The sequence below is a fragment of the Formivibrio sp. oc-25 genome (assembly GCF_055810895.1).
In genome coordinates this window covers 157,381-171,290 of record NZ_JBVVOL010000002.1, presented here as the reverse complement: position 1 = coordinate 171,290, position 13,910 = coordinate 157,381, and the positions used below count along the sequence as shown (strand labels likewise).

Below are 13,910 nucleotides of genomic sequence, written 5' to 3'. Positions count from 1 at the left end.
CACCCCATCAGACAGCCAGCCAGTGCAATCCCAGCATCAGCAGGCCACCGGCCGCAGCCAGACCAAACAGGCGCGCGCGCCGCTTGCGTTGCGGCAACACCAGCACCAGCCCGCTCAGGGTGAAAACCAGCATCGCCACCCCGGAAAAATCGATAAACCAGCGCCACGCCTTCGGGCTGTAGCGCCCCATATGCAGATCGTTGAGTACCGCCCAGAAACCCTTGCGGTGATGCTCGATCAGTACCCTGCCCTGCATCACGTCGATCTCGGCCACAACGTACGCGCCGGGGCGCTTGGCATCGATCAGCATCACGCCTTCGCCATCCCAGTCGTAACGCAACTCCACGCCGGATAGCGATTGCGTGTCCGCCAGCCATTGCCATGCCTGGCGCCCCAAGCGGTCCGGATGCTGCACCCAGCGTTCCCGCACCATCAGTTCAGCCGGCAACGCGATTTCCCAGCGTTGCGGCGCAGGTGCGTGCGGCAGCCATTCACGGTGATTGAGCGTCATGCCGGTCACTGCAAAGAACAGCGCCACCAGCAGCATGAACAGCGAGCAGTACACATGCACCGGCCGCATCCAGCGCGCCAGCGCAGCCTGTTTCTGGCCAGGTTTCATGGGCAACGCCAGCGATTGATCAAGACCGGCCGAATATATTTGATAATGAGAATTTATGTCAATTGATATAAATCAAGAGACAGAATGACGCTTTGATCCGCCATCGTCCCAGGATTTCCGCGCCGTTTTCCGACAAGCACTTGCTTTTCTGCCTGAGCAATTTTTTTGTTTGCGCAAGCCAACGATTCAGCAATATGGCCATTTTCAGGCTTGAACGACCCAACTGTCCCGGATACCCTCGCAACAAATGATAATTACTTTCATTGTTAACAATAAATCGTCACAACCAAACTCATTGATCACATACAGGGAGTTGATCGCACCATGCTTGAACGTCGCTTTACCCGGTTATCCCAGGCAAATTGCCTGCAACCGAGAAAAAACCCGACTCAAAGATCTTTTGCTATCCGAAAAACGCTGATCAGCTTTGCCATTGCCTCGCTGTTCCAGCCGGGCCTGGCACTCGCCGCCGACACCACGCTGCCCGAAGTGCAGGTCACGGCACAAAGCCAAGCAGAATCGGGCATCACCATCGATGCCGAAACACTGGAGCGCAAGGCTGCGCGCGATGTTCGCGATGTTTTCCAGGATGAACTGGGCGTGAACGTTGGTGGCGGCGGCATGACCAGCGCGCAGAAGGTCTACGTGCGTGGCATCGAGGACACGATGCTTGGCAAGACGCTCGATGGCGCCAGCCAGGGTGGCAACGTGTTCCACCATCAGGGCCGCATACTGGTCGATCCGGACCTGATCAAATCGGTCGAGATCGACAAGGGCGCCGCGCTGCCGAGCAGTGGCCCGGGCGCGCTGGCCGGCGCGATCCGCATGACCACCAAGGATGCCGGTGACCTGCTGGAAGCCGGCGAGAAAGTCGGCGGCATCCTCAGTGGCGAATATTCCAGCAACAAGGGCTGGAAAGCCGGTGCCACCGCCTATGCCAAGCCGATGGAAGCCTTCGATTTCCTGGTTTCCGGCAGCCGGCAGGAAAAAGAGAACTACAAGGACGGCAGCGGCCATGAATACACCAACACCGCCAGCACGCAGGATAGCCTGCTGGCCAAGCTGAACTGGCGGTTGCTGGAAGGCCATACGCTCTCGCTGGGTTACAACACCTTGCAGGATGAAGGGGCCCGCTTCCTGCGCAACAACATGACCATTTTTGCCCGCAGCCTGGCACCGATGGAGCAGGAGCTGGGCCAGGACAACTTCACTGCCACCTACCGCTACGATGGCAGCGCCGGCGGCCCCGCGGCCGAAGTGGTCGGCTATCGCAACCAGACCACCAACTGGCGCACCAACAACGGCGCCTTTGCCATGACCGGTTCGCCCGATGGCTGGCGCTGGGGTGAAGAGGTCGAGGGACGCGGAGTGAACGCCAAACTCACCTCAAAAATTGGCGATGCGGAAATCCGCTACGGTCTGAACTACCTGAACCAGGAAGCCCGCACGCTCAACGCCTATAACCTGACCAGCGCCAGCGGCCGGGAAGAATCCGACGTGAAGGGTGTATTCGTCGAGGGCACCGTGCCGCTATGGCAACGTCTGGCCCTGACCGCAGGCACGCGCTTTGATCAATACAGCTACGACGACAGCATGGGCCAAAGCTTCAGCAGCAGCGGCTTCAGCCCGAGCGCCAGGCTGAACTGGCAGGCTACCGATGCGCTCGGTTTCTACACCGGCACATCGCGCACCGTGCGCGGCGTCGGCCTGGTGGAATCGTTCATGCTGCATCTGGGCTCGGCACGCCCCAACGCCAGCGATCTGAAGGAAGAAACCGCACGCAATATCGAGCTGGGCTTCAACTATGCCAGCGGGCCGTTCAGCCTCAAGGGCTCGGTGTTCCACCTGACCATCGATGATTACATCGATATCAATTCATCGAGCGTGCGCGACAATCTGGGCAAGGTCGTCTCCAAGGGCTACGAGTTGAGCGGCGGCTGGCAAAGCGGGCCGTTCCGCATCAGTGCCGGCGTGGCGCACAGCAAGCCCAAGCTCAACGGCCGGGCGTTGTCGGACGGCGACATGAACTTGGGCGTAGCTACCGGGCGTACCTGGAGCGCCGGGCTGTCCTACTCGCCCACGGCGCAGATCGAGCTGGGCTGGAACAGCCGCTTTGTCGAGTCGGTGGCGTACACGGTGGCCAACAGCAACAATGTGCAGGGCACCAAGGCCGGCTATGGCATCCACGACCTGTATGCCAACTGGGATCCGCAAGGCAAGAAAGGCCCGCGCCTGACCCTGAGCATCCGCAATCTGTTCGACAAGTATTACTACGACCAGAGCTCGTTCTACGCCAGCGGCACCACCAGCACGGTGCTGGGTTACGCCGAACCGGGACGGGAACTGCGCCTGCAGGCGAGCTGGAAGTTTTAAGAACCTATTCAACGTTTGTCGCGAGAAGCGTTCAGCGGCGTAATGGCTTCTCGCTACAGATCGTGAAGCTCTAAGCGTTACACATGCTCAAGCCGAGCACCATAAACAGCGAACAAGGCATTGCACGCCGGGATTGGCCGGGAGTTCACCCCGGCAGGTGAGTGACTTTCTTTGTTTCTGCAAAGAAAGTCACCAAAGAAAGCAGCCCCCGGGCGGCCGGCGCTCTGCGCTTTCCTGCGTCGGTCGCGAGCCTGGGTCTCGCTTCCTCCTCGGCGGCCTTGAAGGGGTTAGGGGTGTACCTGCAAACATTCGCCAAGGCTCTGGGCTACCGTCGGATGGACAACATCGCTGCAAGCCAATGGCAGATTCTCAAGCACAGATGGCAAAGCTGGCCGCATAGTCGGCCGGCTGCGTGCCATCCCACACCTTGCCATCGATCAGAACACTCTTGCGCATCGGTTGTTCCGGTACGGCAATTCCGAGTGCGCTGGCTGCCTCGGCATACAGCGCCGTCCGGTTCACCTGCTGCGCCAGTGCCAGATAATCCGGCTCCTGCCGGAGCAGGCCCCAACGGCGCAATTGCGTCAGAAACCACATCGCATCCGAGAGATACGGAAAGTTGACCCTGCCCTCATCATGGAAGCGCATGCGGTGCGGGTCCTGCCAGGCCAGACCCAGACCATTGGTATAGCGCCCGAGAAAACGATCCTCGATTTCAGCGACATCGGCATCCACATACGCCGAGCTCGCGATCAGGTTAGCCACCCGTGAACGATTGGCCAGGGTATCGATATAGCGGCAGGCCTCCAGCAAGACCATGATCAGCGCGCGTGCGGTATTGGGATATCGATCGACAAAGGCTTGCGTCGTGCCGATGACCTTTTCCGGGTGATCCGGCCAGATCTGCTGGCTGGTGGCTGCAGTGAACCCCACTTTTTGCGTGATCGCCCGTGCATTCCACGGCTCACCGGCACAATAGCCCACCATGTGGCCAGCCTGCATGGCCGAGACCATCTGCGGCGGCGGCACCACGATCGATTCAATGTCCTGCAGGGGGTGCACGCCAAAGCTGGCCAGCCAGTAATACAGCCACATGGCATGCGTGCCGGTCGGGAAAGTCTGGGCAAACACCGGGCGCACGGATTGGCGCTTGATATGCGCGGCCAGACTTTCGCCATCGCGCACACCCTGCTGTCGCAGCGCATTGGCCAGCGTGATGCCCTGGCCATTGCGGCTGAGCGTCATCAGCACGGCCATATCCTGCTGCGGCCCGCCTACGCCCAGCTGCAGGCCGTAGACCATACCATACAGCATGTGCGCGGCATCTAGCTCGCCGCTGCCGAGTTTATCGCGGATGCTGGCCCAGGAAGGCTCGCGAGACAGCGTGAAATTCAGCCCGTATTTGCGATCCAGCCCCATCGCCGTGGCAACCACCAGCGGGGCGCAATCGGTCAGCGGGATAAAACCAAGTTTCAGATCGGCTTTTTCCGGCGCATCGCTGCCGGCCGCCCAAGTGACGGGCCGTTCCTGGTCGGGCAACAAGCCCAGCAATTCACGCGTATCCACTGCCATGTCGGTCAACCCCAATCAAACTTTTTGCGCTGCTCACAAGAAACTGCCCGCCATAACTGTCATCGCGGCAACTTTCGGGATTATGCCATCACTACTTCTACCCCTGCCGGCCTGCTACCATGGAAAAGGAAGCCTTCGAAAAAAACATAGGCCGGACACACGGGGGACAATGCAAATGTCACTGTATGAAATGCGCAAATTCGTCGCACCGGAATTCATCTTTGGTGTGGGTTCACGCCATCGCGTCGGTTTTTATGCACAACGTTTTGGCGCGCGCCGCGTCCTGATCGTGACTGACCCCGGCGTGATTGCGGCCGGCTGGCTCACGGATGTCCAGAATGACCTGGCCGAATGCGGCATCAGCTCGGCCGTGTTCAGCGACATCACGCCCAACCCCAAGCGGCAGGAAGTGATGGCGGGCGCTGCGGTGTATGAACGCGAGCGCTGCGATGTCATTGTCGCGCTCGGTGGCGGCAGCCCGATGGACTGCGCCAAGGCGATTGGCATCGTGCATACCAATGGTTGCGACGTAAGCGACTTCGAGGGCGTGGATTGCGTCGAAGTGCCGGGCCCGCCACTGATCTGCATCCCGACCACGGCCGGCACTGCCGCCGATATTTCGCAGTTCTGCATCATCACCAATGAAACCGAGCGCTACAAGATGGCCATCATCAGCAAGACCATGGTGCCCGATGTCGCGCTGGTCGACCCGGAAACCACGCTGACCATGCCGCCCTACCTGACGGCCTGCACCGGGCTGGATGCGCTCACGCACGCGGTGGAAGCCTATGTCTCCACCGCCAGCTCGCCGGTGGTCGATGTGCATGCACTGGCGGCAATCCGCCTGGTCTGGCAAAACCTGGAACAGGCCGTGGCCGACCCGCACTACCTGCCGGCACGCGAAAACATGCTGCTTGCCAGCCTGCAGGCGGGGCTGGCTTTTTCCAACGCCAGCCTGGGTGCCGTGCATGCCATGGCCCACTCGCTGGGCGGCTATCTCAATCTGCCGCATGGCGAATGCAATGCCCTGCTGCTCGAGCATGTGATCCGCTTCAACATGCATGCGGCCATCGATCGCTATCGCCAGATCGGCGATGCCATGGGCCTCTACATGCATGGCATGAATGAGGCGGCCTGCGCCAGGCTCATCACGGAAAAACTGGCCAGTCTGCGTCGCAATATCGGCATTGCCGACAATCTCGGCCGGCGCGGCGTACGCACGGCCGATATTCCGGATCTGGCAGGTCATGCCTATCATGATGCCTGCCTTGTCACCAACCCGCGTCGTACCCGGCGCGAAGATATCGAAATACTTTATGCCGAAGCACTCTGATCCGCATGACGACTGGGATGCACGCAAGGCCAGCATCATCGGCCTGGGCGAGCATTCGCTGCACAAGAGCTATTACCCGCAGCTGCGCCAGAACATGGAGCGGCTGGAGCGTTTCCGCCTGCTGCTGGATCAAACCCCGGATTGCGTGATTCTGGTCGAGCGACCGCATAACCGGATTGCGGACGCCAACGCAGCACTGGGCCGGCTGCTGAACAAACCCGTCGAATCGCTGATCGGGCAACCGTATGCCGTGCTGGGGCTGGGTGATATCGCCCCCGTGTATGAAGAAATGTGTGGATCATCCGGCAACCACAGCGCCTGCGGCACCCGACCCGCACAAGCGCAAATCGTCGAACTGCATTCTGACCAGGCCGACAGCATCTGGCTGGAGCTTTCCTACAGCTGCGCCCTGGTAGGTGAATGCTGCTATGGCGTGATCGTCGGTCGCGATATCTCCGAGCGCAAGCGCAACCACGAAATGCTGGCCAGCCTGCTGGAAGAAAAGGAAGCCTTGCTCGACAACAGCATCGTCGGCATCGCCATGATCCGCCAGCGCCAGATCGTTTCCTGCAACCGCCGCTTTGAAGAAATGCTCGGCTACGCGCCAGGTAGCCTGATCGGCGCATCGACCCGCCAGACGTATTCCTCCGAAGATGCGTTCAATGCCTTTGGCGAGGAAGGCTATCACGCCTTGAGCCAGGGCCGGAATTTCACCGGTAGTGTCTTGCTTGCGCGTGCCGACGGTAGCGATTTCTGGGCCGAGATCACCGGACGCGCTTTCGATCCGCAGCATCCGCACGATGGCAGCATCTGGATCTTTACCGACATTACCGAGCGCCGGCAAGCCGAGGAGCGTGCCAGGTTCCTGGCCTACCACGATGCGCTGACCGGATTGCCCAACCTGCAACTGATGCAGGACAGGCTGGAACGCGCCATTCAGCAGGCCGGCCACAGCGAGGGAAAGATGGCGCTGATGGTGGTGGATCTGGATCGATTCAAGGCCGTCAACGATTCACTCGGGCACGGCCTGGGTGACCAGTTGCTGATCGCTGTCGGCCAGCGTTTGCGGCAATCGGTTGCCGATACCGATACGGTCTGCCGCCAGGGCGGTGATGAATTTCTGATCCTGCTGCCAACGCAGACCGATATGGAAACCTGCATCGGCTTGCTCGGCCAGTTGATGCTCGGATTATCCGCACCCTTCCGGATCGATGGGATCGAGCTGACACTGACCGCCTCGATCGGCATCGCGCTTTGCCCCGACGATGGCATGGATCTGGAAAGCCTGCTCAAGAAAGCAGAAATGGCGATGTACCAGGCCAAGGAGGCCGGGCGCAATACCTATCGCTTTTTCGACGAGGCCATGAACAGCGAAGCCAGTGACCAGCTCAGCCTGCACTTTGGTCTGCGCCAGGCACTCGAACAAAAACAGTTTTTCCTGTGCTTCCAGCCACAAATCGAAATTGCCAGTGGCCAACTGATCGGAGCCGAAGCGCTGCTGCGCTGGCAGCATCCGCAAATGGGGCTGATTTCCCCGGCCCGTTTCATTCCGGTGGCAGAAGAAAGCGGCCTGATCGTGCCCATCGGCGAATGGGTCTTGCAGCAGGCATGCATCGAAGCGGCCAGATGGCAGGCAGCAGGCCACACGCTCGCGGTCGCAGTCAATCTTTCTGTGCTGCAATTCAAGCGCGGCGATATCGAACAATCGGTAATACGCGCACTGGCCGACTCCGGGCTGGAACCCGGCCTGCTGGAGCTCGAAATCACCGAATCGCTGCTGCTGCAGGACACCGAAAAAGTGCTGGCTACCGTGATCCGGCTCAAGCACCTGGGCGTGAAGCTTTCTATCGACGATTTCGGTACCGGTTACTCCAGCCTTGCCTATCTCAAACGGTTCAAGGTAGACAAACTCAAGATCGATCAATCCTTCATTCGTGATCTGGCCAACGATCCGGATGATGCGGCCATCGTGCGCGCGGTGATCCAGATGGCACGCAGCCTGGGCTTGCGTACCATCGCCGAAGGTGTGGAAGATCAGCAGACGCTGGATCATCTGCGCCTGTATCACTGCGACGAGGCACAGGGTTATCACTATGCGCGGCCCATGCCGGCCAGCGACTTTCTCAACTACCTCAGCCCGGAAAAAAGCCGTTGCCCGAAATAGCGGCAACGGCAGGGGGAATCACCAGTTTCTGGCATAACTTGTCCACGATCTGTCGCGAGAAGCCGTCAGCGGGTTGAAGAGCAGCGCATGAGCCACGATCACGGCTTCGCAGCAAGATCGGGGGCAGGTTCTCAGGCAGCCTCAGGCCGCGCGTGCCGCTGGTACAGAAAATCCAACACCGCCTTGCGCGCGGCCAGATAGTCCGGATCTTCGGCGAGCTCCAGCCGGTTGCGCGGGCGCGCAATCGGCACGGACAGGATATCTCCCACGGTAGCGGCCGGGCCGTTGGTCATCATCACGATGCGATCGGACAGCAGCACGGCCTCGTCGACATCGTGCGTAACCATGACCACGGTCGAACCTGTCCGGGCCACGATGCGAATCAGCTCATCCTGCAGGTGCGCACGGGTCAGCGCATCGAGCGCACCGAAGGGCTCATCCATCAGCAGCACCTTCGGTTCCATCGCCAGCGCCCGGGCAATGCCGACCCGCTGCTTCATCCCGCCGGAAATCTCGTTCGGACGTTTTTCAGCAGCATGCGCGAGACCAACCAGTTCCAGCGCAGCCGCAGCGCGTGCCTTGAGCTCGGACTTGCCTTCCCTCTTGCCGAACACCTGTTCGACTGCGAGCAGGATATTGTCGTGGCAGGTTAGCCATGGCAGCAGGCTGTGGTTCTGGAACACCACCGCGCGCTCCGGCCCGGGGCCGGCGATCTCGCGACCATTGCAGATCAGTACGCCGGAACTCGCTTCCAGCAGGCCGGCGATCAGATTGAGCACCGTCGACTTGCCGCAACCGGAGTGGCCGATGATCGAGATGAATTCACCCTTGCGGATGGTCAGGTTCACATCCTGCAGCGCCAGGAATACCCCTTTGCGGGTGGCAAACGCCTTGTTGACGCCGGAAAGCTCGACAAAGCGGGCGTCGTGCAGATCGGTAACGGCTGCGTTCATGATGTGCTCCTCAGTTGTAGCTGAAGCAGTTGGCGAGCTTGATCAGCGCCTGCTCCAGCAAAAGTCCGACAATACCGACCACAAAGATGGCGACGATGATGTGGGCCACGTTGAGGTTGTTCCACTCATCCCATACCCAGAAACCCAGCCCCACTCCACCGGTAAGCATTTCCGCCGCCACGATCACCAGCCAGGCGGTGCCGATCGAGAGGCGGATGCCGGTCAGCAGATGCGGCAACACCGAGGGCAGCAGAATCCGGGTGATGATCTTGCCTTCCGACAAATTCAGCACACGCGCCACGTTCAGGTAATCCTGCGGCACCTGCGCCACGCCGGCGGCGGTATTGAGGATGATCGGCCAGATACTGGAGATGAAAATCACCCAGATCGAAGCCGGATTGGCCGACTTGAACACCAGCAGGCCAATCGGCAGCCAGGCCAGTGGCGAGACCGGGCGCAGCAGGCTGATGATCGGCGAGAGCATCGCGGCGATAAACCGGAAACGCCCGATGATGAAACCGGCCGGGATTCCCACCAGCGCTGCCAGGCCAAAGCCGATGCCCACACGCTGCAGCGAGCTCAGGATATTCCAGCCAATGCCCTGATCATTCGGGCCGTTCTGGTAGAACGGGCTCGAAAACAGCTCGGCGGCAGAATGCCAGGTTTCCAGCGGGCCGGGGATGGTCTTGGTCTGCAGGGTCACGGCCTGCCAGATCGCGCAGAACACGATCAACCCGAGCAGCGGTGGCAGGATCGCCATCACCCACTCGCGCACCCTGACCATGTGTGCTTCACGCAGCAATTCGGCGGGCACGGCACGTACCGCACCGGCCACGTGTTTTTCAGCAATGGGATTCATGCTCATCTCCTTCTCAGGCCTTGATCTTGAAACCGGCGGCATACTTGGCCGGATCCTTGCCATCCCACACCACGCCGTCGATCAGGGTGCTCTTGCGCATCGGATCTTTCGGTACGGCAATCTTGAGCGCGGTCGCTGCCTGGGTGTAGAGATCGATCTTGTTCACCTGCTTGGCAACAGCCAGATAATCCGGATCGGATTTCAGGAGGCCCCAGCGCTTGTGCTGCGTCAGAAACCACATGCCATCCGACAGATACGGGAAGGTGACCTTGCCATCGTTGAAGAACTTCATGTAATTCGGGTCCTGCCACTTCTTGCCCAGACCGTTTTCATAGTGGCCAAGGAAACGGCCGACGATCACTTCTTCCGGCGCGTTCACGTAGGATTTCTGCGCGATCAGTTTGGCCACGTTTTCGCGATTGGCGGTCACATCGATAAAACGACAGGCTTCCAGAACAGCCATGATCAGTGCGCGGCAGGTATTCGGATATTTCTTGGTGAATTCATCGGTGACACCGAGCACCTTTTCCGGATGGTCGACCCAGATGTCCTGCGAGGTGGCGACGGAGAAACCGATCTGGTCTGCAATCGCCCGGGCATTCCATGGCTCGCCCACGCAGTAGCCATCCATATTGTCGATCTTCATGTTGGCCACCATTTGCGGCGGCGGCACCACGATGGTCTTCACATCCTTGAACGGATCAATGCCGTAGGTAGCCAGCCAGTAATACAGCCACATCGCATGCGTGCCGGTCGGGAAAGTCTGCGCAAAGGTATATTCCTTGGGCTCGGCCTTGATCAACTTGGCCAATCCCGGCCCATCGGTGACTTTTTTCTGCTCCTTGAGCTGGTTGGAAAGCGTGATGCCCTGGCCATTGTTGTTCAGCGTCATCAGCACCCCCATGTCTTTCTTGGGCCCGCCCACCCCCATCTGCACGCCATAGATCAGGCCATAGAGCACGTGCGCCGCATCGAGCTCGCCGTTGACCAGTTTGTCGCGCACACCCGCCCAGGAGGCCTCCTTGGAAAGCGTGATATTGAGCCCGTATTTCTTGTCGAAACCCATGGCCACGGCCACCACCAGCGGCGCGCAGTCGGTCAGCGGAATAAAACCAAGCTTGAGATCCTTCTTCTCCGGTGCATCCGTTCCGGCCGCCCAGGCATTGGAACTGGCGCCATCGGGCATGCCCCACAGGAATGAGCCAGCACCGGCCATCAATAATGAGTTGCGCAGGAAATTGCGACGGGCTGGGTCGGTCACGAGGGAAGAACTGTCGGGCAAGTTGTTCATGCTGGATTCTCCTTGGGCAAAATAAAAAGGCGTCCGGGCTTGCATTGCTGCAAACCGGGACGCCTTTGTCCTGATCAGGCTACCGCCATTGGCAGCCCGAATCTTTGATCGATGCCGCCATTGGCATCGTCTTGCCCGATATTGAGCAAGTAGCGTGCCAGTAAGAGAATCCGGGGGAAAACAAGAAAAATAACGAGAATCGCTCCCAATGCCAGCATTTCATGCACCGGCTCAGGGCAAAACAGGGTAATCAGGCACAACCGCAGCGCAAGAATCAACCCAGCAGCTTGCTCGCGTCGATCAGATTGCGCGCAACCTCACCGATGCGCTGGCCGCGCTCCATCGCTGTTGTGCGCAACAATTGATAGGCAGCTTCTTCGGTCATGCCGCGCTTGTCGATCAGGATGCCCTTGGCCTTCTCCACCAATTTGCGTTCAGCCAGCTGCCGCTCCGTGCTTTCCAGCTTGCTGCGCAACTGCTGCTCTTCCTGAAAACGCGCCACCGCCACATCGAGCAAGGGCTGCAGGCGGCTGGGCGAAAGGCCATCGACCACGTATGCCGTCACACCCGCCTGCACCGCAGCGCGGATCATGGCCTGCTCGCGTGCCTCGGTGAACATCACGATAGGGCGCGGTGCACAAGCATTGGTGGCCGCGATCTGCTCCAGCGTATCGCGCGAAGGAGATTCGGCATCGACAATGACCACATCCGGGCGAAATGCCGCAACGGCCTGTGGCAGCTCGATTGCGGAATGCACTTCAGCCACCACCTCAAAACCTTGGGCAGCCAGGGCATCACGCAGCTTGCCGACATGAACCGGCGTGTCATTGACAAGAAGAATGCGGGTCTTGGTCATTGCGCAATCTTACGCATTTTCGCAACAACGATAAATGCAACGGGCAAACAAAAACCCGCGGGCTCGCGCCGGCGGGTTTTGCATGACGACTGCAGCTGATCGATCAGGCCTTGGCGCCATTGAGCATGGCGACGGCCAGGTCGGCACCGCGCAGCAGGGAAACAACTTCCACGCCTTCGGGCAGCTTGAGGTCGGACAAGTGCACGGAAGTATTGCCAGCGTCCAGGCTGCCCAGATCCACTTCGATGAATTCCGGCAGCTTGGTGGCCACGCAACGTACTTGCACTTCGTTCAGCACGTGGCTGATCGCGCCGCCCTGCAGCTTCACACCCAGGCAGTTTTCGCCGTTGGTGAAGTGCAGCGGCACCTTCAGTTCAACGGTGGTGCTGTCATTCACGCGCTGGAAATCCAGATGCAGGATTTGTTGCTTGAACGAGTGGTACTGCACGGCACGCAACAGCACTTGTTCCGCAGCAGCACCATCGATGCTCAGCTTGACCAGCGCGGTGTGGAAAGTCTCATCCTGCAGCGTGTAGTACATGCTGTTGTGATCCAGACAGATGGCTTGCGGTGCCTTGTCGCCACCGTAAACGATAGCCGGCAACAGGCCGCTCTTGCGCAGGCGGCGGCTCGCTCCGGTGCCCTGTGCTGGACGGCTTTGTGCTTGAAGTTCAAAAGTCATTTCAATTGCTCCAGATTGCGCGCATCAGGCGCGCAGTAAAAAAGCATTGCCCGCGACCAGGCAATGCACCTTGGCCCACCACCAGTGGCGACGGGCCGAAAACTCAGTCTACGAACAGGCTGGATACCGATTCTTCGTTGTTGATGCGGCGCATGGTTTCGGCCAGCAGACCGGCAATCGTCACGGCACGGATGCGGCCGCAGTTCTGGGCCGCTTCCGACAGCGGAATCGTATCGGTCACGACGACTTCATCCAGATCGGATTGCATGATCCGCTCGACCGCAGCACCCGAAAGCACCGGGTGCGTGGCATAGGCCAGCACGCGCTTGGCGCCGAATTTCTTGAGCGCTTCAGCCGCCTTGCACAGCGTGTTGGCGGTATCGATCATGTCATCGACGATCAGGCAGGTACGATCCTTCACATCACCGATGATATGCATCACTTCGGAAACGTTGGCCTTGGGACGGCGCTTGTCGATAATGGCCATGTCCACGCCCAGTTGCTTGGCCATGGCGCGCGCGCGCAGCACGCCGCCAACGTCGGGCGAAACAACCATCAGGTCTTCGTACTGTTTGGATTTCAGATCGGCCAGCAGCACCGGGGTTGCGTAGATGTTGTCCACCGGGATATCGAAAAAACCCTGGATCTGATCGGCATGCACATCCACCGTCAGCACGCGGTCAACACCGGCCACCTGCAGCATGTTGGCGACCACCTTGGCCGAAATCGGCACTCGGGCGGAACGCGGGCGGCGATCCTGGCGGGCATAGCCGAAATAGGGAATGGCTGCAGTAATGCGGCTGGCCGAAGCGCGCTTGAGCGCATCGACCATCAGCATGATTTCCATCAGATTGTCGTTGGTCGGTGCGCAAGTGGATTGCAGCACGAATACATCACGACCGCGAACATTTTCCAGCAACTCAACCGTTACCTCGCCATCGGAAAAACGGCCCACCGCAGCGCGGCCCAAGGAGATATCGAGGTGTTTGACCACACTTTCTGCAAGCCGGGGGTTGGCATTGCCAGTGACGATCATTAGGTTGTCGTAAGCCATTTCCCAATCCTGAAAAAACGAAAAGCGTGTAATCGCCATTACACGCTTTTCTTTTGAATTTGGCAGGGGAGGAAGGATTCGAACCTTCGCATGTCGGAATCAAAATCCGATGCCTTAACCAACTTGGCGACTCCCCTATCGAACTTGCTGACCA

12 protein-coding genes and 1 tRNA gene are annotated in these 13,910 nt (G+C 59.6%); 3 read left to right on the top strand and 10 right to left on the bottom strand.

The features are described 5' to 3' along the window. Positions 1–7: 7 nt before the first annotated feature. Positions 8–619 (bottom strand): PepSY-associated TM helix domain-containing protein, encoded by a 612-nt coding sequence (locus tag AC0KVQ_RS02275; protein ID WP_473419483.1) that lies wholly within the window; start codon positions 617–619, stop codon positions 8–10. A 324-nt stretch (positions 620–943) separates the two neighbouring features. Here AC0KVQ_RS02275 and AC0KVQ_RS02270 point away from each other — a divergent pair, with 324 nt between their 5' ends. Further along, positions 944–2,992 (top strand): TonB-dependent receptor domain-containing protein, encoded by a 2,049-nt coding sequence (locus AC0KVQ_RS02270; protein WP_473419482.1) that lies wholly within the window; start codon positions 944–946, stop codon positions 2,990–2,992. 369 nt (positions 2,993–3,361) lie between these two features. Here the strand turns inward: AC0KVQ_RS02270 and AC0KVQ_RS02265 are convergent, their stop codons facing one another. After that, positions 3,362–4,564, bottom strand: a complete 1,203-nt coding sequence (locus AC0KVQ_RS02265; RefSeq protein WP_473419481.1) for a CmpA/NrtA family ABC transporter substrate-binding protein — start codon at positions 4,562–4,564, stop codon at positions 3,362–3,364. Between the two features lie 175 nt (positions 4,565–4,739). On the opposite strand from AC0KVQ_RS02265, the gene ercA reads away from it, so the two are divergent. Next, on the top strand, positions 4,740–5,897 hold the full coding sequence (ercA, locus tag AC0KVQ_RS02260) for an alcohol dehydrogenase-like regulatory protein ErcA (protein WP_473419480.1): 1,158 nt from the start codon (positions 4,740–4,742) through the stop codon (positions 5,895–5,897). Next, a complete protein-coding gene (locus tag AC0KVQ_RS02255; protein ID WP_473419479.1) occupies positions 5,881–8,061 on the top strand; it encodes a sensor domain-containing protein in 2,181 nt (726 codons plus the stop codon). The genes ercA and AC0KVQ_RS02255 overlap by 17 nt, the downstream gene beginning before the upstream one ends. A gap of 131 nt (positions 8,062–8,192) precedes the next feature. On the opposite strand, the gene AC0KVQ_RS02250 is transcribed toward AC0KVQ_RS02255, so the two are convergent. From AC0KVQ_RS02250 to AC0KVQ_RS02215, 8 genes are all read right to left on the bottom strand, one after another. Then, entirely contained in the window at positions 8,193–9,014 is an 822-nt protein-coding gene (locus AC0KVQ_RS02250; protein WP_473419478.1) for an ABC transporter ATP-binding protein, read from the bottom strand. 10 nt (positions 9,015–9,024) lie between these two features. After that, positions 9,025–9,873 (bottom strand): nitrate ABC transporter permease, encoded by an 849-nt coding sequence (ntrB, locus tag AC0KVQ_RS02245; RefSeq protein WP_473419477.1) that lies wholly within the window; start codon positions 9,871–9,873, stop codon positions 9,025–9,027. A 13-nt stretch (positions 9,874–9,886) separates the two neighbouring features. Next, positions 9,887–11,164: a CmpA/NrtA family ABC transporter substrate-binding protein gene (locus tag AC0KVQ_RS02240; protein ID WP_473419476.1), complete on the bottom strand. Its 1,278-nt coding sequence runs from the start codon at positions 11,162–11,164 to the stop codon at positions 9,887–9,889. Between the two features lie 74 nt (positions 11,165–11,238). Next, positions 11,239–11,382, bottom strand: a complete 144-nt coding sequence (locus AC0KVQ_RS02235) for a hypothetical protein (protein ID WP_473419475.1) — start codon at positions 11,380–11,382, stop codon at positions 11,239–11,241. A gap of 56 nt (positions 11,383–11,438) precedes the next feature. Continuing rightward, positions 11,439–12,020 carry an ANTAR domain-containing response regulator gene (locus AC0KVQ_RS02230; protein WP_473419473.1) on the bottom strand — a complete coding sequence of 194 codons (582 nt, stop codon included), beginning with the start codon at positions 12,018–12,020 and terminating at the stop codon, positions 11,439–11,441. A gap of 103 nt (positions 12,021–12,123) precedes the next feature. After that, entirely contained in the window at positions 12,124–12,702 is a 579-nt protein-coding gene (locus AC0KVQ_RS02225) for a 50S ribosomal protein L25/general stress protein Ctc (RefSeq protein WP_473419472.1), read from the bottom strand. A gap of 103 nt (positions 12,703–12,805) precedes the next feature. After that, positions 12,806–13,756: a ribose-phosphate pyrophosphokinase gene (locus AC0KVQ_RS02220; protein ID WP_473419471.1), complete on the bottom strand. Its 951-nt coding sequence runs from the start codon at positions 13,754–13,756 to the stop codon at positions 12,806–12,808. Between the two features lie 60 nt (positions 13,757–13,816). Beyond that, positions 13,817–13,893: transfer RNA gene (locus tag AC0KVQ_RS02215), tRNA-Gln, on the bottom strand. Between the last annotated feature and the right edge of the window lie 17 nt (positions 13,894–13,910).